Annotated in this window: 20 protein-coding genes and 2 pseudogenes; 7 read left to right on the top strand and 15 right to left on the bottom strand. The window is 66.0% G+C overall.

Going from position 1 to position 24,482, the window contains the following annotated elements; translation table 11 throughout:
• Positions 1-83: 83 nt before the first annotated feature.
• Both ACVT6V_RS29045 and ACVT6V_RS29050 read left to right on the top strand, forming a co-directional pair.
• Entirely contained in the window at positions 84-1,097 is a 1,014-nt protein-coding gene (locus tag ACVT6V_RS29045; RefSeq protein WP_489897512.1) for a Rieske 2Fe-2S domain-containing protein, read from the top strand.
• Positions 1,094-1,714 (top strand): cysteine hydrolase family protein, encoded by a 621-nt coding sequence (locus ACVT6V_RS29050; RefSeq protein WP_489897513.1) that lies wholly within the window; start codon positions 1,094-1,096, stop codon positions 1,712-1,714. The genes ACVT6V_RS29045 and ACVT6V_RS29050 overlap by 4 nt, the downstream gene beginning before the upstream one ends.
• 24 nt (positions 1,715-1,738) lie before the next feature.
• Here the strand turns inward: ACVT6V_RS29050 and ACVT6V_RS29055 are convergent, their stop codons facing one another.
• From ACVT6V_RS29055 to ACVT6V_RS29090, 8 genes and pseudogenes are all read right to left on the bottom strand, one after another.
• Positions 1,739-2,041: a hypothetical protein gene (locus ACVT6V_RS29055; RefSeq protein ID WP_489901057.1), complete on the bottom strand. Its 303-nt coding sequence runs from the start codon at positions 2,039-2,041 to the stop codon at positions 1,739-1,741.
• A gap of 28 nt (positions 2,042-2,069) precedes the next feature.
• Positions 2,070-3,581 carry a class I adenylate-forming enzyme family protein gene (locus tag ACVT6V_RS29060; RefSeq protein WP_489897514.1) on the bottom strand — a complete coding sequence of 504 codons (1,512 nt, stop codon included), beginning with the start codon at positions 3,579-3,581 and terminating at the stop codon, positions 2,070-2,072.
• On the bottom strand, positions 3,578-5,062 hold the full coding sequence (locus ACVT6V_RS29065; RefSeq protein WP_489901058.1) for an aldehyde dehydrogenase family protein: 1,485 nt from the start codon (positions 5,060-5,062) through the stop codon (positions 3,578-3,580). The genes ACVT6V_RS29060 and ACVT6V_RS29065 overlap by 4 nt, the downstream gene beginning before the upstream one ends.
• A gap of 72 nt (positions 5,063-5,134) precedes the next feature.
• On the bottom strand, positions 5,135-5,953 hold the full coding sequence (locus tag ACVT6V_RS29070) for an NAD(P)-dependent oxidoreductase (protein WP_489897515.1): 819 nt from the start codon (positions 5,951-5,953) through the stop codon (positions 5,135-5,137).
• A gap of 2 nt (positions 5,954-5,955) precedes the next feature.
• Positions 5,956-6,804 (bottom strand): mycofactocin-coupled SDR family oxidoreductase, encoded by an 849-nt coding sequence (locus ACVT6V_RS29075; RefSeq protein WP_489897516.1) that lies wholly within the window; start codon positions 6,802-6,804, stop codon positions 5,956-5,958.
• Between the two features lie 50 nt (positions 6,805-6,854).
• Positions 6,855-8,399, bottom strand: a complete 1,545-nt coding sequence (locus ACVT6V_RS29080) for an aldehyde dehydrogenase family protein (RefSeq protein WP_489897517.1) — start codon at positions 8,397-8,399, stop codon at positions 6,855-6,857.
• Between the two features lie 58 nt (positions 8,400-8,457).
• Positions 8,458-9,591, bottom strand: coding sequence for a thiolase family protein (locus ACVT6V_RS29085; protein WP_489901059.1), 1,134 nt, complete (start codon positions 9,589-9,591; stop codon positions 8,458-8,460).
• 780 nt (positions 9,592-10,371) lie between these two features.
• Positions 10,372-10,734: pseudogene (locus ACVT6V_RS29090) on the bottom strand (Zn-ribbon domain-containing OB-fold protein); the annotation flags it as partial.
• A gap of 99 nt (positions 10,735-10,833) precedes the next feature.
• Between ACVT6V_RS29090 and ACVT6V_RS29095 the strand changes: the two are divergent.
• A pseudogene (locus ACVT6V_RS29095) lies at positions 10,834-11,277 on the top strand (CoA transferase); the annotation flags it as partial.
• Between the two features lie 188 nt (positions 11,278-11,465).
• Here the strand turns inward: ACVT6V_RS29095 and ACVT6V_RS29100 are convergent.
• The 7 genes from ACVT6V_RS29100 to ACVT6V_RS29130 form a co-directional block, all read right to left on the bottom strand.
• Positions 11,466-12,182: an ABC transporter ATP-binding protein gene (locus ACVT6V_RS29100; RefSeq protein ID WP_489897518.1), complete on the bottom strand. Its 717-nt coding sequence runs from the start codon at positions 12,180-12,182 to the stop codon at positions 11,466-11,468.
• The gene (locus ACVT6V_RS29105) at positions 12,179-14,950 is read right to left on the bottom strand and encodes an ABC transporter permease subunit (RefSeq protein WP_489897519.1); all 2,772 of its coding nucleotides are present in this window, start codon (positions 14,948-14,950) and stop codon (positions 12,179-12,181) included. Before ACVT6V_RS29105 ends, ACVT6V_RS29100 begins: the two co-directional genes overlap by 4 nt.
• Positions 14,951-15,208: 258 nt before the next feature.
• Positions 15,209-16,405 (bottom strand): acyl-CoA dehydrogenase family protein, encoded by a 1,197-nt coding sequence (locus ACVT6V_RS29110; protein ID WP_489897520.1) that lies wholly within the window; start codon positions 16,403-16,405, stop codon positions 15,209-15,211.
• 14 nt (positions 16,406-16,419) lie between these two features.
• Positions 16,420-17,502 carry an acyl-CoA dehydrogenase family protein gene (locus tag ACVT6V_RS29115; RefSeq protein ID WP_489897521.1) on the bottom strand — a complete coding sequence of 361 codons (1,083 nt, stop codon included), beginning with the start codon at positions 17,500-17,502 and terminating at the stop codon, positions 16,420-16,422.
• 1 nt (position 17,503) lies between these two features.
• Positions 17,504-18,337 (bottom strand): amidohydrolase family protein, encoded by an 834-nt coding sequence (locus tag ACVT6V_RS29120; protein WP_489897522.1) that lies wholly within the window; start codon positions 18,335-18,337, stop codon positions 17,504-17,506.
• Positions 18,338-18,358: 21 nt separating this feature from the next.
• Positions 18,359-19,564 carry an amidohydrolase family protein gene (locus tag ACVT6V_RS29125; protein WP_489897523.1) on the bottom strand — a complete coding sequence of 402 codons (1,206 nt, stop codon included), beginning with the start codon at positions 19,562-19,564 and terminating at the stop codon, positions 18,359-18,361.
• Positions 19,565-19,634: 70 nt separating this feature from the next.
• Positions 19,635-20,474, bottom strand: coding sequence for an enoyl-CoA hydratase (locus tag ACVT6V_RS29130; protein ID WP_489897524.1), 840 nt, complete (start codon positions 20,472-20,474; stop codon positions 19,635-19,637).
• A 252-nt stretch (positions 20,475-20,726) separates the two neighbouring features.
• Here ACVT6V_RS29130 and ACVT6V_RS29135 point away from each other — a divergent pair, with 252 nt between their 5' ends.
• The 4 genes from ACVT6V_RS29135 (at position 20,727) to ACVT6V_RS29150 (ending at position 24,477) form a co-directional block, all read left to right on the top strand.
• The gene (locus ACVT6V_RS29135; protein ID WP_489897525.1) at positions 20,727-21,455 is read left to right on the top strand and encodes a TetR/AcrR family transcriptional regulator; all 729 of its coding nucleotides are present in this window, start codon (positions 20,727-20,729) and stop codon (positions 21,453-21,455) included.
• A 10-nt stretch (positions 21,456-21,465) separates the two neighbouring features.
• Positions 21,466-22,230 carry an enoyl-CoA hydratase/isomerase family protein gene (locus ACVT6V_RS29140; protein ID WP_489897526.1) on the top strand — a complete coding sequence of 255 codons (765 nt, stop codon included), beginning with the start codon at positions 21,466-21,468 and terminating at the stop codon, positions 22,228-22,230.
• A gap of 106 nt (positions 22,231-22,336) precedes the next feature.
• On the top strand, positions 22,337-24,016 hold the full coding sequence (locus tag ACVT6V_RS29145) for an acyl-CoA synthetase (protein WP_489897527.1): 1,680 nt from the start codon (positions 22,337-22,339) through the stop codon (positions 24,014-24,016).
• A gap of 44 nt (positions 24,017-24,060) precedes the next feature.
• Positions 24,061-24,477, top strand: a complete 417-nt coding sequence (locus ACVT6V_RS29150; protein WP_489897528.1) for a Zn-ribbon domain-containing OB-fold protein — start codon at positions 24,061-24,063, stop codon at positions 24,475-24,477.
• The last annotated feature ends 5 nt before the right edge of the window (positions 24,478-24,482 follow it).

Here is a 24,482-nt window from a genome sequence, read left to right on the forward strand (position 1 = left end):
GAGTTACTGTAAGACCAACAGTAATTGATGCGATGTCGGCCCGACGCCCCACGGCCAGTTTGACTCGCCCGAGGAGGTTCGACATGGAAGTACCGTTCACCTGGAAGGTCACCGGATGGTTCGTGATCGGGTGGTCACCCGAGTTCGAGCAGGGGCAGACCCGGGCGCTACGGTACTTCGGCGAGGATCTCGTCGCCTATCGAGACGAGTCGGGCGAGCTGCACGTGATGACCGGCCACTGCAAACATCTGGGCGCGCATCTGGGGCACGGCGGCAAGGTGGTCGGCGACTGCGTCGAATGCCCTTTTCACGGGTGGCAGTGGGGCCCGGACGGGTCCAACCGCTTCATCCCGTACGAGCCCGATCGGCCCAACAAGTTGCTCAAGCTGCGCGTCTACCCGGTTCAGGAACAGCATGGTGTGGTCTACATGTGGTACCAACCCGACGGGAAGCCGCCACAGTGGGAACTCCCCGATCCATTCACCAAGTTCCCGGAGATCACGCCCGGTCCGGAGAGCTACTACCGGATCTATCCGGAGTTCTCCCGCAAGGCGGAGTACGAACCGGTCCACCCGCAGATCGTCGCGGAGAACGGCCCGGACAGCTCACACTTCCGCTACGTCCACGGCGCGTCGGTCACGCCCGTCTGCCTCGACTGGGAGGCCGTTGACAACGAGTGGCGCTTCCTCACCGGATGGCCCGACACCACCAGCGACGATCCGGACAAGATGGCGCTGCGCATCCACAGCCATTTCTCCGGTCTCGGCTACGCGATGAGCGCCTTCGAGGGCGCGCAGAATCATCGGCTCATCTTCGCCTGCACACCGGTCGACGACGGCCACTCCGACCTCTTCTACTCGATCTGGTGGCCACTGGATCGCGATGCCGAATCCGACGTGCCGCCGGAACACATCCGCGAGAAGGTCGAGCGCCGATTCCTGGTCACCGTCTTCGAGGATCTCGGCATCTGGCGCTACCAGAAGTATGTCGAGCGGCCGCCCCTCGCCCGGATCGACGCCAAACCGTATATGGCCATGCGTCAATGGGCCACGCAGTTCTATGAGGTGCCACCGGTCACCGAGAAGGCCGGCGTATGACGACGCGGCTCGCGGACCTGGTCGACCCGGCCCGGACCGCGCTGGTGACGCAAGAGTGTCAGGGGGCGGTGGTCGGGCCCGACGCCGGACTGAAAACGCTCGCCGACGAAGCGCGCCGGGAGGCCTTACCCAACATCGCGCGGCTGCTGAAGGTGGCGCGCGACGCCGAAGTGCCGGTGATCCATTGCCTGGTCCAGCGACGCGACGACGGCCGCGGTTCCAACCGCAATGCCAAGCTGTTCGCGATGGGCCGGGATGCCGTGTCGATCGCGCCCGGCACCCCGGGCGCCGCCCTGTTGCCCGAGTTCGGTCCCGAACCCACCGACCTCGTGTTGCACCGTCTGCACGGTCTCGGGCCGATGGGCGGCACCGACCTCGACGCGATCCTGCGCAATCTCGGCGTGAGCACCGTTGTGGCCGTAGGTGTCTCGCTCAACATCGCGATCCCGAATCTGGTGATGGACGCGGTCAACGCGGCCTATCGGGTCGTCGTACCCCGGGACGCTGTGGCCGGCGTCCCGGCCGACTACGGACAGGCGGTCCTCGACAACACACTGTCGCTGCTCGCCACGCTCACCTCCACCGACGACCTGTGCGGTGCATGGCTGAACCGTTGACCGACGATCGCCGTGGCGCGTCCGTCAGTCACTGGCGGGCAACGCCTTCGATTCCTTGAACCGCAGTGGGGAGTCCCCCACCGACAGCGATCCGGCCCCCGCCTTCGTGACCAGCACCTCGGCACCGGAGTCGTCGACGTAGCGTTTCCCCAGCGTGGTCCCATCGGCGAAGCGGTCGTCGATGGGACCACCATCGGCGCCCGTCTCGCCGACCCCCACCATCGCGACGCCCCCGCACCGCAGATCGTCGAGCGAGTCCGTCGCGGCGATCACGATGACCTGGGTGTCGCAGACCTGGCTCTGCAGGCGGGTGCCTGTTGTCAGCATCATGTGCTCCTTGGTTGTTCGGGCCGACTCATTCGGCCGGGGCGGGACTGAGTTCATCGACGAGGACGCGCCGCAACAGCTTGCCGGTGGGTGTCACCGGCAACTCCTCACGGAACACGACGCGGTCGGGGGTGCGGGAACCTCGGAGGCGCGACCGGACGAAGGCGCGCAGGTCATCCGGGTCGGGTGCCGTCACGTTCCGTGCGACGACGACGGCGACGATCGCCTGTCCCCACCGGTCGTCGTCGACGCCGATCACGGCGACCGCGGCGACGTCGGGATGTTCGACGATCACGTCCTCGAGTTCGGCCGGCGCGATGTTCTCACCGCCGCGGATGATGGTGTCGTCGGAGCGTCCGCCGATGAACAGGTAGCCGTCGGCATCACAGCTGGCGACATCTCTGGTGGGGAACCAATCATCGGCATCGAGGACCGAGCCGATGCCGGTGTACTTCCCGGAGACCTGGGGGCCGCGAATGAACAGTTCACCGGGGTGCCCGGGACCCAGCACCGTACCGTTCTCGTCGCGGATCTGGATCTCGATGCCGGGCACCGCCCGACCCACCGACCCGAGGCGCCGTGCGACCGTGGAGTCTGGGTTGCCGTGAGCTTCCCGGTGATCGTCCGGGGTGAGGACGGCGATCGTCGAGCTGGTCTCGGTGAGACCATAGGCATTGACCAATCCGACGTGTGGGAGGAGTTCCATCGTCCGGCGCACCAGGGGCAACGGCACTTTGGAGCCGCCGTAGGCCAGTGAGCGCAGCGTCGGCAGTTCGATCGGGTCATCGTCGAGTGCCGCCACGATGCGGTCGAGCATGGTAGGGACGACGGTCGCGTTGGTGATGCGCTGATCGCGTACCAGCTGCAGCCACCGCACGGGGTCGAACTGGCGTAGGTAGACCATGCGCCGGCCGGCATAGATGTTCGACAGCGCCGCACCGACGCCTGCTATGTGGTAAGGCGGCACGCAGATGAGGACTGCATCATCGGCTGCGGCCGAGGCGAATTCGACCGTGCCCATCACGTAGCTGGACAGATTGCCGTGCGTGAGCTCCACCGCCTTCGGCCGAGACGTGGTGCCGGAGGTGAACAGCACGACCGCCACATCGTCGGGTTCGTTGGCGACATCCGACGTCGCGCCATCCACATCGTCGGCGCATACGGCGACGGTGAGCAGCTCATCTGATTGGATCACTGCACGCCCGGCTCCGCGAACGACGTCGGCGTATTCCGGATCGGCGATCACCACGGGTTCGGGCAGCCGCTCGATCAACTCCCGCAGCGCCGCTTCGCCCAATCGGTAGTTCAGCGGAGTGAAGGCACGTCCGACTTCGGCGGCCGCAAAGATGAGCAGCGGCAGCATGATTCCACCGGTACCGACGTACGCGACGTGTTCGGCGCCGCTCGCCCGGATGCGGCGGGCGGCCGCCTCGACCTTCCGCTGCAGATCAGCCACCGTGACCTCGGTGTCATCGGAGACGATCGCCACCCGGTCCGGGTCGGCGGACAAAGCCATCTCGAGTAGTAGGGAAACGCTCATGTCGTCACCTCATGGTCGGTCACGGCGCGGGTCGGCCGGGTGCGAGTTCGCCCGCTGTCGGCGAGTCGCCTGCGCGTCCGACGGCGTGCGGTCGCCAGGCTCAGGTCGGCAAGTCGTCGTGCGCCCCGCCCGAAGGGTTGGACGGCGGTCGACGTGGTCAGCATGAACGGAAGGTCGGAGCCGACAATGGTGCGGCGATGACTGAAGGTGTCGAAACCGGCCTTGCCGTGGTAGGCGCCCATGCCGCTGTTGCCGACACCACCGAACGGTGCCCCCGAGGGGAGCATGTGCAGACCGAACTCGTTGCGCGCCACACCACCGCTGCGCGTACTGCGCAGGTAGGCACGGAAATCTGCGTCGTCGGCACCGAACCAGTAGGTGACCAGCGGTGCCGGGTGGTCGTTCACGTACCCGATCACCTCGGACAGCATCTGATAGGGCCGCACCACGAGAACAGGTCCGAAGATCTCCTCGTCTGCGATTGTCATGGTCTCGTCGACGTCGGTGACGATCGTCGGTGCGATCTTGCGCGTGGCAGCGTCCGGGAGTTGTTCCCCCGATGGCACAACCGATTCGATACGGGCGCCGCGGTCCCGGGCGTCGTCGATGAGCGAGACCACCCGGTCGAAGTTCGCCTGATTCACACTCGCCGGATACTCGGGATCACCGACCACCGACGGGAAGGCCTCCGCCAGGGTCCGTGTCGCAACGGCGATGAACTCGTCGACCTTGCCATCGGGAACGAACACGTAGTCCGGGCAGATGCACACCTGACCGCCGTTGACCATACGCCCCAGGGCGATCCGTTTGGCAGATCGCTCGATGTCGGCGCCGGGCGCGACCACCACCGGGTTCTTGCCACCGAGTTCGAGGGTGACCGGCACGAGATTCTCCGAGGCGGCTCGTTGCACCAGCTTGCCGACGGCAGGGGAACCGGTGAAGAAGAGATGGTCGAACGGCAACGCGGAGAATTCGGCGGCCACATCGGCACCACCGGTGACCACGACGAGTTCGGTCGGCGCGAAGTATCGCCCGGCCAGCGACTGCATCAGATCGGCGGTGGCCGCGGTGACCTCGGACATCTTGATCATGACGCGATTACCCGCCGCGAGCGCCGCGGCCGCGGGTACCAGAACGAGGTGCACCGGGAAGTTCCATGGCCCGATGATGCCGACCACGCCCAGGGGCGAGGGCTGCACCTCGGCGCGCAGACCGAACGCCCGGCCGGCGCGAAGCAGTGCGGTAGAACGCATCCACTTCGGGATATGCGAGCGGGTGTGTTCGATCTGTGCGATCGACCCGACGATCTCCGTCGACAGCGTGCCCAGCCTCGACTTGCTGCCGAAGTCCGTCACCAGGGCCTCGACGATGGCGTCGGAATTGTCCACCATCATCGCCATCAGACGATCGACCCGATTGCGCCGGATAGCCGCGTCAGGCGGTCCGTCGGCGAGAAAGGACTGCCGTTGGGAGTCGAGCATCTGCGACATGTGCGCATGGTCCGTCGGTGCATGCCGGTCGGTTCGGTCAACGATACTCACGGATCGCGCCTTTCATGACAGTTCCAGCGGTCCACCGTCGACCACCGAGCGCAGCCAGCCGAGTTCGACGCCCGCCGCGTCGGCCGCCGAGACACATGCGGCAACGTCCTTGCGCAGGAACGGTGACGCCACCTTGGCGAAGGTGGCCACGTCGCCGAGCAGCTTCACCGATGACAGAGCGTGACTGCGCCCACTGGACAGTTCGACCGCCGACAACAGCTCCTTGGTGCCGATGCCGAGGCGTTCGCCGAGTTCGACTGCCGCAGAGACGAGTTGTGCGTTGGCCGCGAACAACAGGTTGTTGACCAGTTTCAGATTCAGCGCCGTCCCGACATCACCGGTTCGCACCACCGGATCCGCGTAGGAAGCCAGCACGGGCTCGACGCGATCGACGACCGCCTCGTCTCCACCGATCAGAACCGTCAGCTTCCCGGCGGTGATGTCGTCGGCGGATCCACTGACCGGGGCGTCGATGAGAGCCGGCCCACCGGGATGTTCGGCGATCAGCTGCTCGAGGGTGCTCACGGTGCCCGTCGTGTGCGTCACGATCACGGCGCCTGGCCGTGCGTTGGACATGAAACCGTCTGCACCACCGGCGAGTTCGATCAACTGAGCGTCGGAGAACAGGCACAGGATGAGGATGTCGGCGCGGCGTGCGACGTCGGCGATCGAATCGACGAGCACAGCGCCTGCCTCCGACAGCCGCTCGCGAACTTCGTCCCGGCGGGCGTACAGGACGACCTTGTGTCCCGCGCCGAGGAGCCGGTGAACCATCGGTTCACCCATCTGCCCGGCCCCGATGAATCCGATCACCTCAGACGTCGATGTCACTGTCATCCCTTCCACGGCACCGACTTCACATAGCCGCCGGCATCGATGCGCAGCTGCGTTCCGGTGATATACCGGGCGGCGTCGCTGGCCAGGAAGACCACCGCTTCCGAGACGTCCTTCGGCTCGATATAGGGCACCTTCATGGCCTGCATGGCCGGGAACGCGGCCTCGGCTTCCTCCCGGGTGGGATGTTCGAGGTCGGGGCGGAAGACCCGGTACATGCCCTCGTTGTGCAGCATGTCGGTGTTCACATTGGTGGGATGAACGGCATTCACGCGAATGTTCTTCCTGGCCAGCTGGACCGAGAGATCGTTGACGTATCTGGCAACCATCTGCTTGGCCAGACTGTACGCCGATCCACCCGGACCCTGGTTGGTGGCACTGCCCAGTTGCGCCGCCAGCGAACCGGTGGCGATGATCGACGCGCCCTCCCCGAGGTGGGGAATGCTGCCCTGGATCACGTTGAAGACGCCTGCCAGATCGGTGTCGATGGTGTCCGACCACGACTGCAGGGTCTGACCCTTGCCCATCGGGCAGATACCCGCGTTGGCGACGACGATGTCGAGCCGACCCAGTTGCGCGACGCCCTCGGCGATCGCGGTCCACACCGCGCTGCGCTCCCGCACGTCGGCGATGACGGTGTGGACGCGCACGCCTTCCTTCTCGATGAATCGGGCTGTCTCCTCGAGGTCTTCGGGCCGCGCAAGGGGATATGTGTTGCCTTCGAGGTCAGCGCAGATGTCGAGCGCGATGATGTGTGCACCCTCCGCGGCCAGACTCACCGCGTGCGAGCGCCCCTGTCCTCGTGCGGCCCCGGAGACCAGAGCAACCTTGTTGTCGAGCTTTCCCATTCGATGCTGCCTTTCTACGTATGTGTTCTCGGGACGTTTGTCCGTCCGACTCACGTGGTCGATCGCGGCACTCGGTGTGCGATGGTCTTGGTTTCCAGGTACTGGCCGAATCCTTCGCGGCCGCACTGCCGTCCGACACCACTGTTCTTGTAGCCGCCGAACGGCGCGTCAGCACCGTAGAACATGCCGCCGTTGACGCCGAGCGCGCCGGTCCGGATGCGACGGGCCACGCCCAGTCCACGGTCGAGGCTGCCGGACAGGACCGCACCGGCGAGGCCGAATGCAGTGTCGTTCGCGATTCGTACGGCATCCTCGTCGTCGGTGAACGGCATGATCACCAGCACCGGACCGAAGATCTCGTCCTGCGCGATCGCAGCCGAGTTGTCGAGGCCGGTGACGATGGTGGGCGCCACGAAATGCCCGTTCCGAAGATGCTCCGGCAACCCTGCGTATTCGCCTCCGCCGACACGGAATTCGGCACCGTCACGTCGCGCCCCATCGAGCGCGGCGAGAACTCGTCGTTTCTGTGCCGCGCTGATCAACGGACCGACGAAAGTCCCCGGTTCCGCCGGGTCGCCCACCGGGATCATCTCGTAGGCGGCGACCACGTTGGTCACGACCTCGTCGTAGAGCGATCGATGCACCAGCAGACGACTGTTGACCGCGCAGGCCTGGCCGGCATGCGAGCAGGAGCCAACGGCCGCCATGGTCACCTTGCCCGGATCGGCATCCTCCAGCACGATCATCGCCGATTTGCCGCCGAGTTCGAGGAAGGTGCGCTTCATCGTCGCCGCACCCTCACGGGTGAGCAGCCGCCCGATAGCGGTCGATCCGGTGAACGAGATCAGATCGACCCGCGGATCAGTTGCGAGCAACCCGGCGACCTCGTTGTCCGGCGTCGTCACGACGTTCACGACGCCCGCCGGAAACTCGGTCTTCTCGACGATCAGGCGACCCAATCGTGCGGCGTTCCAGGGAGTGTTGGGATCGGGCTTCAGTACGACGGTGTTGCCGGCGGCGAGTGCGGGACCCAACTTGTTGAGGATGACCTCGATCGGATAGTTCGACGGGGTGATCGCGGCGACCACTCCCACCGGCTCCTGGACAACGGACCGCACATTACGCGCACCGAACAGCCCGCCGCCGTCGAGGACTCGTTCCCATTCGAAGTCGTCGATCAACGATGCCGGATAGCGCAAGGATTCGGCCAACGGCCAGTCCAGTTGGGCGTCCTGGGTCGCCATGACGGGGCAACCTACCTCGGCGACGAGTTCGGACCGCAGGTCTTCCTTCTCTGATTCGATCGCGGCCTGGAACTGTTCGAGACACCGCTTACGGAGAGCGCGGTTCGTCGACCAGTCCGATTCGTCGAAGGCGCGTCGGGCGGCCGCAATGGCCCGTTCCATGTCGACGACACCGGCTGCCGATGCGACGCCGAGCACCAGATCGGTGGCCGGGCTGCGGTTCTCGAACGTGGCGCCGTCGGCGGCGCCCACCAATGCGCCGTCGATGAGCATCCTGGACTCGGCTCGTGCGGCAGCACGTCGGCCGAGTTCGACACTCGGTGCATCCGTGCTCTCGACAACTTCGCTCACACCGTGCTCCTGATCTCCGAACTCTGTCGGCTTCTTGTTGTTCTCGGCGCGTCGGGGGTCATCGGGTCAACACCATCGACGCGCACTGCGGACCGAAACCGTTGGCCACCACCGCGACCTCCGCATCGGGCACCTGTCGTTCCCCGGTCTCCCCGCGGAGCTGAAGAACCGCCTCGGCGAGGAAACTCAGGCCGTGCAGTCGTCCCTCGGCCAGCTGCCCGCCGGTTGTGTTGAGTGGCAGCGCGCCACCGGGCGCGATGGTGTGACCTTTGTCCACCCAGTCGCCCAATTCACCGAGACCACAGATCCCGAGTGCCTCGGTCCAGGAGATGGCGATGTGGGTGAAGCCGTCGTAGAGTTCGGCGACGTCGATGTCGGCCGGTGTGACAGACGCCTTGCGCCACATGTTGTCCGCGCAGGCCCGGGTGCCGCCGAAGACGAAGTCGGGAGTGTAGGTCCAATCGGCGCCGCGACCGGTGCCCATAGAGCTGGCATCGATGACCACCGGACACTGCGCGAGGTCCGCAGCGCGCTCGGCAGTCGTGATCACCACCGCGCACGCCCCGGTGACCGGATAGTCACAATCGAAGAGCCGCAGCGGTTCTGCCACGTATCGGGAGTCGAAGTAGTCGTCGACGGTGATCGGGTCGCGGAGTACCGCGCGGTCGTTGAGCGCCGACCATTTCCGCGCACCGACGGAGAGATGTGCGTAGTGGTCCTCGGTGAGGCCGAACTCGGCCAACCGCCGCTGTTTGCGCATACCCATCACCGGGATCACGCCGCCCATCACGCCATAGGGCAGTTCGAATTGTCCCCGGCCGGTCGCCGACGGCACCCGCCGGCCGCTCATCGTGCCCCATTCGCGGGTCACGGATCGGACCACGAGCGCGACGTCGCATGCGCCGGACAGCACGGCCATCTCGGCGCCGAGCGCGGCGGTGATCGCCGATGGGCAGCGGGCGGTGTAGTCGGCGTAGGTGGAGAGGTTGTCGATGCCGAGCATCCGCTGGATGTCCTGGGCACCTTCGTCGCCTGCGTACTCGAAGATGCCGTCGACGTCGGCGACCGACAAGCCGGCGTCGGCGATCGCCGTCCGGCACGCCTCGACGGCGAGTGGCCGGCAGTCGACCCCCTTCTCCCGGTGGATCGAGGAGTATCCGACGCCGACGACCGCTGCGCGCGGCCTGCTCACACCGCGTGATCGCTGACTCGAGGACTCACCATCCCCTGCCGATCCCTGCGGAGCGAGCTTGGCGTCCCCTGCCAACCGCTCCCTGAGGAGCCCCCGAGCCTGCGAGGAAGCGTCACGAAGGGCCGGCCCTTCGTGACGGCCCTCCGCTAGCGCTCCGGACCTCCTCAGGGACCGGGGAGATACGTCCTCAGCCGCGGGCGCACCGGCCCCCTCCAGGGACCGGGGGGATACGTCCTCAGCCGCCGCCGCACCGGCCCCCTCCAGGGACCGGGAATCACCGAGCTCGCCATTCTCCACCGCCCCCTGAGGAGCGAGCTTGCGAGCGTCACGAAGGGCCGACCCTTCGTGACGGCCCTCCGCTAGCGCTCCGGACCTCCTCAGGGACCGGGGTGATACGTCCTCAGCCGCTAGCGCTCCGGACCTCCTCAGGGACCGGGAATCGCCGAGCTCGCCATCCTCCACCGCCCCCTGAGGAGCGAGCTTGCGAGCGTCACGAAGGGCCGGCCCTTCGTGACGGCCCTCCGCTAGCGCTCCGGACCTCCTCAGGGACCGGGGTGATACGTCCTCAGCCGCCGCCGCACCGGCCCTCCTCAGGGACCGGGGAGATACGTCCTCAGCCGCCGCCGCACCGGCCCCCTCCAGGGACCGGGGAGATACGTCCTCAGCCGCTAGCGCTCCGGACCTCCTCAGGGACCGGGAATCTCCGGACTCCTCCGCGCGAGCCTCGCGAACCGGACGGAACTGCGGAATCCGATGATCCCCACGCGCCTCGAACACGACCTCGAGGGGCATGTCGACCACCAGCTCGGACGGCTCGACCTCCACCAGATTCGTCAGAATCCGGGTGCCCGGGGCATCGTCGAGCTCGGTCAACGCCATGATCAGCGGACCTGCATCCGTGTACGCGGGGTGAAAGGCCTGATGCAGCACCGTGAAGGCGTACAGACGTCCCCGACCGGACACCGGCACGGCGATACTGTCACCTACCGGGCCCGTCACTCCCATCGCGACAGGTTCGGGCGGGAACTGCAGTACATCGGTGCCCGCGAACCCCTGCACGACCAGTTCCTCGCGCGCCGCGGCCTCCCAGTAGAACGCGGTCACCGGGTCCGGCACCGGAACCGATTTTTCTACCGTGTCCATCCAACTCCCTCATTCGACGACCACGACCGGATGACTAACTGTAATTCTTACAGTAATATCTCTCAATGCTGTAGTGCCAATCTTTCGGGAGGAACGCGGATGTCCGATCTGCTCACCGGTGTCGTCGTCGTGGAACTCGCTTCGTGGACCTATGTCCCGAGTGCGGGAGTGATCCTGCGCGACTGGGGCGCCGACGTCATCAAGGTCGAGGACACCAGAGGCGGTGACCCGTGTCGCTACCTCACCGTCGGGGGTCTCGATCCCGCCGATTCGCGGGTCAAGGCAAGCTTCATGATGGAGATCGGCAACCACGGCAAACGCAGCATCGCGATGGACATCAAGACCGACGACGGGTTGGCCATCCTGGGCAAGTTGATCGCGAAAGCCGATGTCTTCCTCACCAACTGGCTGCCCGGCCAGCTCGAACGTGCCGGACTGTCCGTCGAGAAGATCCGATCGTTCAATCCGGACGTGATCATCGCCCGAGGCAGCGGACAGGGCCCCCTGGGACCCGAGCGCGACAAGGCCGACTCGTCCGGAGCGCCGCCGGCTGACGAGTCACCGTCGTCTCCGGAGCATCCCGCGGCGACCAGCGCCACCGCCATCGCGACGCACGGCAGCATCGCCCACCGTCTGTGTGAGGATTTCACTTCATGTTCTCCTGACATGTAGAGGTTTGAATGTCGAAACAGAGAGCGCGCGAGGCGCATCGGTGGCACACGACGATCTGGTCAGCTCGGGGACTGCGCCGGCTCACCTCCGAAGTAGGCCGAGTGCAGACGATGTGGGTCATCCCGGAGTTCGCCGGCTTCCGCACGCAGAGCGGCCCGGCCGTGGACCAGGACCAGCGCCTCGTCGGCGACCTCGAGCGCGAGTTGGACGTGCTGCTCGACGAGTACGACGGTGGCACCACTGGTGTCGGCTATCTGCCGCACCATCGGTAGCAGGCCCTCCACGATCACCGGCGCCAAACCCATACTCATCTCGTCGATGAGCAGAACCGACGGCTTCTGCACGAGCGCACGTGCGACGGCGAGCATTTGTTGCTCACCTCCGGACAGTGATCCGGCGGCCAGCTTCCAGCGGTCGGCGAGGGCCGGGAAGAGTTCACGCACATCGTTATCCGACATTCCGCCGCGGCGTCGTGCGATCGACAGGTTGTCGGCCACGGTCAGTCCGGTGAACAGCGCGCGGTTGTCCGGTACCAGCACCACACCGGATCTGTTGGCGCGAGCAGGGTTTCCGCTCGACAGTGGCTTGCCGTTCACGCGAACCCCGCCGCCGAGGCGCGGCAGCAGTCCCGCCAGGGTGCGCAGGAGTGTCGATTTGCCTGCCCCGTTGGGCCCGAGGACCGCGAGCACCGACCCGTCCGCCACGTCGACGTCGAGGTCCCACACCACCGGTACCTTGGCGTAGCCGGCGATCAGGCCCCGCACCTCGAGGCTCACAGAACCACTCCTTCCGGCGTGACATCGGGTTGTGGTTGTTGCCCGGCACGTGCGCTCCCGGTGCCGAGATAGGCCTCGGCCACAGCAGGGTTCGCCCTGATCTCGGCGGGGGTGCCACTGGCGAGGAGGCGCCCGAAGTTCACCACCTCGATCCGGTCGCAGATGCTGAGCACCAGACTCATGTCGTGTTCGACCAGCAGGATCGTGACGCCGGTGTCCCGGATCATCTTGAGCCGCTCACCCAGCCAGGCGCTCTCGGTGCTGTCGAGGCCGCCGGCCGGTTCGTCGAGCAGCAGGACCCGCGGCCGCCCGGCCAAGGCCCGGGCGATGGACACCAGCTGCCGCTGTCCTTGTGAGAGTTCACCCGCCGCCACGTCGCGGACGTCGGCCAGTCCGAGCGTCGCGAAGATCTCGTCGAGGTCGGCTTCGTCGGCCCCGAGCGACAAGCCGCGTCCGGACAGACCAACGAGTATGTTCTCGCGGACGCTCAGGTCCTCGTACAGCTCGATCGCCTGAAAGGTGCGGCCGAGCCCCGCCCTGATACGCCGGTGGGACCGCATCCCGTCGATCTGCTCGGACCCGAGGGTGATGATCCCAGACGACCGGGCGAAACCGCTGATGGCGTCGATCAACGTGGTCTTCCCGGCCCCGTTGGGGCCGATCAGACCGACGATCGCTCCCCGGCGAACCGAGAAGCTGACGTCGTCGACCGCGAGGACGCCTCCATATCGCACGGTGACACCGGTGAGAGACAGGATGGGCTCGCCCATCTCGACACGAGCGGAGTCACTCGGGGCCAATGGTTCCGACACCGCCGAACCCGTCGGCGTGGCACCCGGGCCGCTCCCGCGCCTGCGTGCCAGCGCCGCGTGCACGGGCCCGACGACGCCCTCCGGGTTGAACAGAACCGTCACGATCAGCGCGAGCCCGACGATGACCTGGTAGTACTCACTGCCGCCGAGCGCCCGGTCGAGCAGTAGGTAGAACACCGCGCCCATGCCGAGAAACCCGCTCAGGATGCCCCCGGAGATGGAGGTGACCCCGGCCAGGTAGACGGTGGCGAAGAACGTGACGCCGATGATCACCGTGAACGGCTGAAACGACACGTTGGTCTGCTGATAGGCGAAAAGGCACCCGCCGAGCCCGGCGATGAACGCGCCGATGGCGAACGCCACGAGCTTGATCCGCACCACGTCGACACCCGACGCGGAGGCCGAACGTTCGTTGGCGCGGACCGCCAGCATGCGGGTACCGAGCCGGCTCCGCCGCAGGAATGCCACGCCGAGACCCACCAACACCAACACGGCCAGGCACAGCAGCCCGAACTGCACACGAGGATAGGCACTGCCCGAACCGATACCGAGGTCGAGTCCGAACATGCTCGGCGCCGGCACGTCCACGCCGTCGGCGCCGACGAAGGTGTCGTTGCGGAACCAGATCGCTTCGATCGTGTACGCCATGGTGAGCGTCACGACGGCCACGGTCAGGCCACGCACCCGCAGTGCCGGCAGGCCGATGATCACACCGATCGCCGCCGCGATGAGCGCGGCGAGCAGCGGCGCGATCGGGAACGGTACCCCCCAGCCCGCCGTGATCGGTCCGACGAGGAACGCGCCGGAACCCGCGATGGTCAGCTGTGCGAGCGAGACCTGCCCGGCATATCCGGTGATGACCACCTGAGACAGGCCGATCACCGCCAGGATCATGCTGGTGATGAGCGCCGACCGCCAGTCACCGTCGGCGACCAGCAGACCGACGACCGCGACCGCGGCGGGCACCACGCAGCCCAGGACGATCCGGCGTGGCGACGGCGCATGCCCGAGTTCGGAGACGATCACCGCACCCCGGGACGGCAACGGCCGCGCCCAGGCGACGAGGACCACCAGCACGATGATCAGGGGAACCAGCTCGACGAGTCCGGTGGAGGGCAGCCAATCATAGACGCGCGGAAGATATGTGGCCTCCGACTGCAGCATGCCGATCACCAGCCCCGCGGCCACTGCGGCCAACACCGACGAGAATCTGCCGATGATGGCGGCGGCCAGCGCCGGAACGATGAACAGGGTGTAGGCCATCGGGGTGAGCGGGACAATCGGTGAGATCAGGATCCCGGCCAAGGCCGCCACCGCCGAGCCGACCATCCAGTTGGCCGCGGCTATCCGGTCCGGCGACAGCCCGCTGACATAGGCACCTTCCTCGCTCTCCGCGGTCGCGCGGGTGGCCAGACCGAATCGGGTGAATCGATAGGCGACGGCGAGCGCTATCGCCACGGCAACGATCGTCGCCGCGAACAACACCCGGTCTTGTGGTATCCGGATGGAACCGACGTCCCAGATGTCAACCGGGAAGATGGCGTCGACGCCGACCGGGTTGATGCCGACCTGCGCAGCGGTCGCGGCCGCGAAGACGATCATCACCCCGATGGAGGCCACCGCTCTCGCGACGGGAGGCGCAGTGCGCAACGGGCGGAAGACGATCAGATAGAGCGCGAGGCCGAGCACCGCGCACACGATCACCGAGATGAGAGCTGCGACAAAAAACCCCGGGTCGCCGCCCACGTCGATCGTCTTGGGGAGCCCGGGGATGAGCAGGACGAGTTCGCCCTCGCGAAGAAAGGCGTAGATGTAGGCCCCGCACAGTGCGATCGATCCGGTCCCGAAGTTGATGACTCCCGAACTGCGGTAGACGATGACGAGCGCCAGCGCCAACGCGGCGAACACCGCGCCCGCACCCAGGCCCAGCAACAGGAATTGGAGGTGGTCGGTCACAGGGCAGGTCCCCTTCGGGAGCGAAAGTACGACGACACCAGCAGCGCCGCCACCTCAGTCGAGGGAAGGGAGCCACGGTACATCGAACGGTAGCTCTAATAGTTGGGCTTTCAGTAGAAAATCACCAAACTTCTCACACCGCCCGTAAACAGTCGTTCGCCCAGCTCATTCCCACGATTTCTGCACAGACACGACGACGCCACCGATCGAGACGCGAGATCTCGGCCGGCGGCGTCGGGGTATCGGGTCCGAGTCGGCTTACGTCGGCGCAGCGGCGCGCGTCTGCGCGTAGCTGGGACGTCCCATCCCGAGAGCGTGCTGAGCGATCATGTTCCGGAACACCTCGAGTGTGCCTCCGTAGATCCCGCACAGCGGCGCCCAGCGGAAGAGGTACTCACTCGCACCGTCGTCGATCGCACCGGAGGTTTCGGTCGGCAGCACCGACGCGGGCCCGAGTACGTCCATCAGCTCGGGCGCGACGTCGCGCATCGTCTGGGCCAACGCAACCCGCCCGTACATGTTGGGCGTACTCAACGACGCCTCGATCCGAGCGACGCTGTGGCCCAGACGGTAGGCGATCGAACCGTCGTCGATGCGTCGCCGCCCATCCGGACCGCGACGCGTGACGATCTCGGACACCGTGTCGACGGTGGTCGCCATGAACGACCCCTGGTGCTGCATGATCGAGACGTCCTCGAGTCCATCGGTATTCGGCTCCGCCACACCATGTTCGGTGTCCAGTGGCCCGCGCAGCACGGTCCACCCCTCGTTCACTTCGCCCAGACGGTACTTGTCGGAGATCCGGACATCGCTGTAATAGACGATGTTCGTCCGGTCACCGTCGACGGTCCACAGCGCCTGGATATCGATGCCCGGCGTGTCCAACGGCACCAGGAACATCGTCAGACTCTTGTGCTTCTTGGCCGACGGATCGGTGTTGGTGATCAGGAAGACATACTGGCAGTTGTGGGCACCGGTGGTGAACATCTTGGAGCCGTTGACAACCCAGTCGTCGCCGTCACGCACGGCCCGGGTCTTGCAGGTCGCGACGTCGGAACCGCCGTCGGGTTCGGTGTAACCCAGGCAGAGCCGCACGTGCCCGCTGAAGACCTTCGGCAGCACCTCGTCGCGGAGCTCCGGCGAGCCGTGGTTCTCCACCGAGCGGGCGACGATCGAGGTGGTCCCCCAGGTCACCCAGGGAACGTGCACGCGCCGCTTCTCCAGTTCCCACAGCCGCCTGCGAACCCGATCGAACCCACCCTGATCCGCCGGCCGATACTCGCGCTCGAGATATCCGGCGGCCCCCATCGCCAGGTGGACGGCCTCGTCGAAGTTGTCTCCGGTCTCACGGTCCCGACGCCGCACGTCGTCGGTGACATGCGTGCTCAGGAACTTCCTGATCTCGTCCAGGAATTCCTGCTCGTCAACAGACAACTGCACTCGTGAAAAATCCATAGTCCGTGCTCCTTTCAGACCGCTGCCGACTGTGCCACGGACTCGGCGGCGGCCCGGTCGGCGATCGTCCGGGCGACCTGCTTCGCCGTGGCCCCCGGGTCTCCGCCGGCAACCGGCCATCCGCGCGCACGTACCAGGTAGGACGTCGCCGCGGCCTCGGTGGACACACCCAGACCGCCCTGCACATGCACGGCCATCGTTGCCGCCTTGGCGGCTTCTTCGGTCATGAACACGAAGACCGCTCCGGTGAGTTCCGGTCGCGCTTGCGGCTCGAAGTCGAGGTACCACGCGGCCTTGCGTGCCAATGCCCGGCCGCCTTCCACGCTGATCGCGATGTTGGCCAACGGATGTGAGATACCCTGCAGCGATGCGATCGGGACACCATAGGTGTACCGGGTGGTCGCGAACTCCGCGGCGATCCTCATGGTCTGCTCGACCAGACCGACCAGGGCGGCCGCCGTCAGCAGCCGCCACTCGTCGGTCGCTCGTCGATACTCCGCGATCGCTGCGGCGCCCGTGGCCAGTGCGATCCGCTCGGAGGCCGAGGACGGGTCGACCCACGCCATCGGCAGACGACCGAGATTGTCGACCCTGGTGAGAGGTTCGTCAAAGGAGAGCAGGACGATCTCCTCGCCGTCGCGTACCACGACGGCATCGGCGATCGAACCGATCGGGATCAATCGTGGTCCCGATACGGACTCGATCTGCGCGTCGAGTCCGAGAATGTCTGCGCCGGAGAGGAATCGACCGGTCCGCGGATCACCTGAGTCCATCGCGCCGAGACGGGCGAGCAGGCGAGTCGCACAGACGTGATCAATCCAGGGCACGGGCGCCAGCCATCGACCGACCTCCTCGGCGACCAAGGTCAGGTCGACCAGGGTCGCACCATCTCCGCCGACGTGCTCGGGCAGGGCCATCGTGGTCGCGCCGGTGCCGCACAGTCGCTGCCACAACCCACGGTCGATCCCTTCGCCTTCAGCCGCCCGGACGATCTCGATGGTCGAATAGGTCTGGAAGAACTTCGCATAGGCGGTTTGCAGGTCGATCTGATCTGCAGACAAGCTGTAGTCTTCCCTGCGCAATTCGTACCGGTCCATCTCACTGCTCCTGTTTCGCGAAGAAGAACTCGTGGGCGTTGTTGTAGAGGTAGTTGTCGAGGACGTCGGGGGGCAGATCGAGTACCTCCGCCTCCGGTATGAGGCGACGCTGGCTGAGAACGGGCCAGTCCGAACCGAAGATCACCTTGTCGGGTCCACGCTTGCGCATGTAGTACAACAGACTCTCCGGCAGTCGTTTCGGCGACCAGGCTGAGGTCATCAGGCGAAGATTCGGGTACTTGATGAGCAACCGGATGGCGACGTCCCACCACGGGTCGGCACCATGGATCATGCAGAGCTTGAGTTCCGGGAACCGGACGCACACCCGGTCGAGATGAATCGGATTCTGCACCTCCCCCGGTATCGGCGGCCCGGGAATACCCGTGTTGATACAGAGCGGCAGGTCGAGTTCGGCGCACTTGGCGTACAGCGGGTAGTACACCGCATCGCTCGGCGGGTACTGCGCATCACCCCAGAAACTCGGCCCCACTGCGGCATAGGTGACCGGGAGGTCGGCCACCACCGCCGCGAGCTCGCGCATCGAAGCGACCGGACGCAACAGGTTCGCGCCACCCATGGCCAGCGAGAACCGGTCCGGATGAGCCTCGACGAACTTGCGCGCCGTCACCGACGGCTTGGCCAGCGAATCCATCAGGATCGCCCGGCGTACACCCTGCTCGTCCATCTCGTCGAGCAATTCCGACACGTCGACCGGCGCGAACATCGACGAGCCGCCCTTGAAATAGTTGTCCCGGACGGCCAGCATCCACGACGGCTGCTGCTCGGTCTCCCCGAAATGGACGTTGACCAGACAATCGATCACCTTGTGCGGCATGAGTCTCCCGTTCTCCGCAGATCACGCCACCGACGGAACCGAGATCCCCAGGTACTCCAGCGCGTTCTCACGCATCACCCGGCGGATCTCCGCGTCGCTGCTCAGGCCCGCGAGATCATCTACGTACGACGTCGGATTCTCGAGGCCTTCACCGTGCGGCCAATCCGATCCGAACAGGACTCGTTCGGTGCCTATCGTGTTGGCGAGGTGCTTGACATCCTCTTCGTAGTAGGGCGCGATCCAGACATGCTCGCGGAGTTCGTCTACCGGGTTCTCGGCAAACCACTTCGGATACTGATTGGCGAGCTTGTGCAATCGCTTGATCAGCCGGTGGACCCATTCGGAACCGTTCTCGATACTCGCCACCCGTAGCTTCGGATGCCGCACGAACACGCCGTGCACGATCATCGACGCGATCGAGTCGTGAATCGCCCGGTCGTCCACCACCACCTTGTCGAACGGGTCGATCGTGCCGAACCCCTCGAAGTTCTCCTTGCCGCCCCACATGGCCGCGATCTGAAGGTAACCACTGTCGCCCAGATGGAAGGCCACGGGTACGTTGGCCTCGGCCAGACGCGCCCACACCGGATCATGGCTCTCGTGGCCGAGCGAACGGGGCCTGGGGCTTCCCGGAACCGGCGCGGGCCGGACGTGAACGAGCTTCGCACCGCGCGCGATGACGAAGTCGACCTCCGCCGCGGCGGCCTCCGGGTCGGCAAGCGAGATCATCGGCGCGGTGTAGATCTTGTGGTCGGGACGGTCGAATCCCCAGTCCTCGTCGAGCCACAGGTTGAATGCGTGCAGCGACGCCATCGTGGCGCCGATGTCCTTCTTGAGTGCCTCTTCCACGCCGCACCCGAACGTCGGGAACATGAAGATCGACTCCAGTTCCTGATTCTCGAGCACCTTGATACGTGCGTCGCGGTTCTGATACTCAGGTCGCAGGCCCAGCTCTTCGACCTTCATCAGGGACGCCGGGTCGACGCCCTCGGGGATCTGCCCCCGAAACATCAGATCAAGACAGCCCGGCTCGATGATGGGGTCGAACGTCGGGTTGGGGATGAACCGGTTTACCTTCTCCCCCATGACCGCCACGGTGTGCTTGCCGTCCTGCAGCATTCGCACGCCTCGACGGCGGAACTCCTTGGGCAGGTGGCGAGTGAACGCGTCGAGCGGCTCGTAATAGTGGTTGTCGACGTCGATCGACAGGTATCCGAGTTCGTTCATCGTGTCCTCCAGGTGATGGGAGTGTGGTCGGGTGGTTCGGTGGTGCAGGCGTTGTATGGTCGTGGACTCGTCACGACAACGGCGGAAACCGGGCTGTACGTTTCTCGAGGAACGCCGTGATCCCCTCGATCACGTCAGGTCGTGTCAAGGATTCGTTCATCAGATCCTCCGCCCGCGAGGCGGCCTCCTGGGCGGAGCTGTCGACGTCCACACGCAACTGCTCCTTGACCACGGCGAGAGAGGCCGGCGAGCAGTTCGCGGCGATATCCTCGGCGTAGTGCAGTGCGTGCGAGAACAGTTCGTCGGCAGGCAGCACAGCCGTGACCAACCCGAGGTCGCACGCCTCTTCGGCGAGAAACGTACGCCCGCTGAGCAATAGTTCCCTGGCGACCGCGGGCCCCGCGACCTGCGGCAGAATCCAGGAGATCCCGTGCTCGGCGATGAGACCACGGCGCGTGAACGGCGCTGCGAACTTGGCACCTGCGGCGGCGAATCGCACGTCACACATCAGCGCATGTGTCAGGCCGATCCCGACGCAGGCTCCGTTGATCGCCGCGATCACCGGCTTGCGCACGGCGAGTAGGAAATGTGCGGGCCGCTCGCCGACCGCGACGCCGACGTCGACCGGCTCGCCGTCGGCAAGCGTGGCGACCTGCTCGACCGATCCCATGTGGGCGCCCGCGCAGAATCCGCGCCCGCGGCCGGTGATGAGGATGACGCGTACCTCCGGGTCATCCTCCGCGCGATCGATCAGTCCGGCGAACGAGGAGGCGATGTCCGCGGCCCACGCGTTGAGCCGATCCGGTCGGTTGAGGGTCAGAATCGCGACGCCGCCCGCGGTGACCTCGTAGCGCACCGCCTCGTCGACGCCGCTGCCGACCTTCTCCGGACTCCGCTCGACGAGACTCAAGCCGACTCCCGTCCACATGGCGCGCACGCGAACATACGACTGCGCCTTCCTGTCGCCCCGACATCACTGGACATGCCTACTGTATACCTATCGGTAGAGCGTTCCGCAACAAACTCCCGCCCTCGCCCGAACCAAGTCGACACGAGGGTCATGGCGTCTACTGTACCGTTTACCGTAAGCTATCTCGACAGTCCTCAGGGACGTTGTCGTAACCGGTCACAGAGGAGCGACCGCTCACGGAGAGGCGGCGATATGCCGAAGCAGAGCACCGGACGCAAACGCCAACGGCGTGAACGCGGCTCGATCGATCCCGACGACATCATCGCCGGCGCCTTCGAGCTCGCCGAGGAGGTCTCGATCGACAACCTGAGCATGCCCATGCTCGGCAAGCACCTCGGTGTCGGCGTCACCAGCATCTACTGGTACTTCCGCAAGAAGGACGACCTCCTCAACGCGATGACGGATCGCGCGCTGCGCCAGTACCTGCTCGCGGTTCCGCTCCCGGAGTCCGACGACTGGCGCGAATCGCTTTACCACTACGCGCACACCATGCGCCGGGCATTTCTCGACAACCCGATCCTCGTCGACCTCATCCTCATCCGGGCGACACTCGGCCCCCGTTACTCCGAGCTCGGCGCCAAACACATCGAGCGACTCGTCGCGCGGCTGGTGGAGGCAGGGCTCAGCTTCGATGACGCGTTTGACACCTTTTCTGCACTGCAACTTCATCTGCACGGTTCGAACGTGCTGACCCGGTTGCACGAGAAGAGCAAGGCGTCCGATCCCGCGGCCCGCACCTACTACGAGGACCTGGCCATCTCGCCGGAGGCGACGCCGATCCTCGCGCGGGCCGCGGCGCATGGCCATACCGGCGGCGCCCCGGATGATCACAACTTCGAGTTCGGCCTGCAGTGCATCCTCGACCATGCGGAACGCCTGACGACGATCGGCTCCGCGGCCACACCTCGCGGAGCCGCGTGAGGTCGGGACATTGTCCGTCCTCGTCGAACAGCACGGTGCCATCGTCACCATCACCCTGAACCGCCCCGAACGGCACAATGTGCTCGACGGCGCGACCATGGGCGCCCTGGGCCGGGCGTTCACCGACGCCGAGACCGACGGCCGTGTCGCCGTGGTGGTCCTGGCGGCCGCCGGAGATCGATCCTTCTGTGCCGGTCTCGATCTGATGTCGCTGGCGGAGAACGGCAGTGGCACCGGCCACACCGATGGCCCGGGCCTCGATGTCGTGTTGACCCGGGACTTTCCGAAACCGATCGTCGCCGCGGTCAACGGGCGTGCGCTCGGCGTCGGATTCGAACTGGTGTTGGCCTGCGATGTCGTCGTCGCCGCCGACGACGCAACCTTCGCGCTGCCCGAGGTCCGACACGGACTCGTCGCGGCCGGTGGCGGCATCTCCGAACTTCCCCGCCGCGTCCCGGTGGCCGTCGCACTGGAACTGGGTTTGACGGGCTTACCGATCGATGCGGCACGCGCCTATGGGCTCGGCCTGGTCAATCGTGTCGTGCCGACGTCGCAAGTCCTGGCCGAGGCCGACCGATTCGCCACTGTCATCGCAGCGAATGCCCCTCTGGCCGTGCAGTTCACCAAGAAGTACATGCGTGAATCCACCACCGGGGGCGCCACTCATCGACAGCAGGTCCAGCGGGAGTCGGCCCGAATCCTGAACGGCGACGACGCCCGCGAAGGAGCTCTGGCCTTTGTCGAGCGTCGACCACCGGTCTGGGTCGGACGATGATCGGCGCCAATTGGCACCGGGGCCTATCGCAAGCCTTTCCGTATTGCTTACAGTTACTATGACAGCCACACCGAGAGCGATGAACGCCGACGCGCGAGGAGCAGACATGCCCGAGTCCACCCCCACCGCCACCACGACACGCCAGTTCACCTTTCCCGAGGTCGCCGACGCGGTCGCGGAGACCGTGCCCGATCGGGATCTCCTCGTCTTCGGCGACCGCCACCTCACCACCCGCCAGATCTCGGACCGGTCGAAGCGACTTGCAGCGTATCTCCACTACCGCGGCCTCGGCGTGTATGCCGAACGTGACGCGCTTGCCGGCCACGAGGTCGGACAGGACCTGTTGGGCATCTACGCGTACAACGGCAACGCGTACGTGGAGACGATGCTGGGCGCGTTTCGGGCGCGCGTCGCACCGTTCAACGTGAACTATCGCTACGTCAAGAACGAACTCCAGTACCTGCTGTCCGACGCCGGCGCCACCGCACTCGTCTACCACGCGACGTTCGCGCCGCGACTGGCGGAGGTGTTGCCGGACCTGCCCCGGTTACGTGTGCTGATCCAGATCCCCGACGACTCCGGCAATGAACTGCTGCCCGGCGCAGTCGATTACGAAGAGATCCTGGCAACAACTCAGCCCGATCCGGTGCCGGTCACGCCCTCCCCCGACGATCTCTACGTCCTGTACACCGGCGGGACGACCGGCATGCCCAAAGGGGTGCTGTGGCGACAACATGACATCTACATGGCAGGCGGTGGTGGTCGTGACGTCTACACGGGCGAACTCACGTCGTCGCTGGAACAGGTCAAAGACCGCGTCGCCCAGGGGAACCAGCTGAAGGTGATGGTGCTCGCGCCGCTGATCCACGGCGCCGCGCAATGGGCCATCATGACCGCGTTGACATCGGGGCAGACGGTGGTGCTGTCTCCGGTGGTGGACCGACTCGACGCGGACGTGGTCGTCGAGACCATCGAGCGGGAGAAGCCGATGGTCGTCATGGTGGTCGGTGACGCGGTCGCACGCCCCCTCGTCACGGCGTTCGAACGTGGTGACCGTGACATCTCCTCGATCGCGGTGATCGCCAATGGTGGTGCCGTGCTGTCTCCGACGATCAAAGAACGTCTACTCGCCGTTCTGCCCAATGCCATCGTGCTCGACGGCGTCGGATCGTCGGAGACCGGCACGCAGATGACCCACATCTCGACGGTCGGCGCGGTCACCACCGGCACGTTCAATCCCGGCTCCGACACCTGTGTGCTCACCGAGCACATCGACCAGATCGCCGAACCCGGGCACGACGGGCTCGGCTGGTTGGCCCAGCGTGGCTTCGTGCCACTCGGGTACAAGGGTGATGCGGTCAAGACCGCGAAGACCTTTCCCGTCGTCGGCTGTGAACGCTTCTCCCTCCCCGGCGACCGTGCACAGCATCTCGCCGACGGTGCCATCCACCTGCTCGGCCGTGACTCGGTGACCATCAACTCCGGAGGCGAGAAGATCTTCGTCGAAGAGGTCGAGATGGCGATCGCGTCCCACCCCGCGGTCGGCGATGTGCTGGTCGCCGGACGTCCCAGTGACAAGTGGGGTGAGGCGGTGGTCGCGATCGTCGAGCTGATCGAGGGCGGGGAGGCGACCGCAGACGACATCATCGATCACGCCGCCCAATCGATCGCCCGCTACAAGTTGCCCAAGACCGTGTTGTTCAGTCCTGCCATCCAGCGCAGCCCGGTGGGCAAGGCCGACTACCGCTGGGCCCGCGAGCAGGCGGCGACCGTGGGCACCGAGTGAACTACGTGCGGCCCCGCCCAACCATCACGACGTGAGGAACCACCATGACACGAATGATCGCACCGGAGATCTCGACGTGGCCAGACGCCGAACCCCACCTGCTCGGAAGTAGCTGTAACGATTGCGAAGCGACAGTTTTCCCGGTGCAGGACCTGTGCCCACGGTGTAGCCGCCCGGCGATGACCGAGATCGAGCTTCCGCGGCGCGGCACCCTGATCGCCTGGACCACCCAGGGCTTCCTACCCGGCGCCCCCTATCTGGGAGACGAGTCACCCAAGACGTTCGTCCCGTTCGGCGTCGGACTCGTCCAGCTGGGCGACGTCATCCGTGTCGAGGGACGACTCACCGAGAACGATCCCGCCAAGCTCGAATTCGGCATGGACGTCGAGCTGACGACCATCCCCCTTGGCACCGACGAGACCGGTGACGACGTACTCACCTTCGCCTTCCAACCCGTCTGACGGAC

The organism is Gordonia sp. LMA167, from assembly GCF_058130025.1.

Excerpts from the sequence above, each read along its gene's own strand:
- ACVT6V_RS29055 (WP_489901057.1), bottom strand. The coding sequence starts at position 2,041 with ATGCTGACAACAGGCACCCGCCTGCAGAGCCAGGTCTGCGACACCCAG.
- ACVT6V_RS29115 (WP_489897521.1), bottom strand. The coding sequence starts at position 17,502 with ATGGACCGGTACGAATTGCGCAGGGAAGACTACAGCTTGTCTGCAGAT.
- ACVT6V_RS29060 (WP_489897514.1), bottom strand. The coding sequence starts at position 3,581 with ATGAGCGTTTCCCTACTACTCGAGATGGCTTTGTCCGCCGACCCGGAC.
- ACVT6V_RS29150 (WP_489897528.1), top strand. The coding sequence starts at position 24,061 with ATGACACGAATGATCGCACCGGAGATCTCGACGTGGCCAGACGCCGAA.
- ACVT6V_RS29145 (WP_489897527.1), top strand. The coding sequence starts at position 22,337 with ATGCCCGAGTCCACCCCCACCGCCACCACGACACGCCAGTTCACCTTT.
- ACVT6V_RS29125 (WP_489897523.1), bottom strand. The coding sequence starts at position 19,564 with ATGAACGAACTCGGATACCTGTCGATCGACGTCGACAACCACTATTAC.
- ACVT6V_RS29135 (WP_489897525.1), top strand. The coding sequence starts at position 20,727 with ATGCCGAAGCAGAGCACCGGACGCAAACGCCAACGGCGTGAACGCGGC.
- ACVT6V_RS29110 (WP_489897520.1), bottom strand. The coding sequence starts at position 16,405 with ATGGATTTTTCACGAGTGCAGTTGTCTGTTGACGAGCAGGAATTCCTG.
- ACVT6V_RS29065 (WP_489901058.1), bottom strand. The coding sequence starts at position 5,062 with ATGCTCGACTCCCAACGGCAGTCCTTTCTCGCCGACGGACCGCCTGAC.
- ACVT6V_RS29120 (WP_489897522.1), bottom strand. The coding sequence starts at position 18,337 with ATGCCGCACAAGGTGATCGATTGTCTGGTCAACGTCCATTTCGGGGAG.
- ACVT6V_RS29045 (WP_489897512.1), top strand. The coding sequence starts at position 84 with ATGGAAGTACCGTTCACCTGGAAGGTCACCGGATGGTTCGTGATCGGG.
- ACVT6V_RS29075 (WP_489897516.1), bottom strand. The coding sequence starts at position 6,804 with ATGGGAAAGCTCGACAACAAGGTTGCTCTGGTCTCCGGGGCCGCACGA.
- ACVT6V_RS29050 (WP_489897513.1), top strand. The coding sequence starts at position 1,094 with ATGACGACGCGGCTCGCGGACCTGGTCGACCCGGCCCGGACCGCGCTG.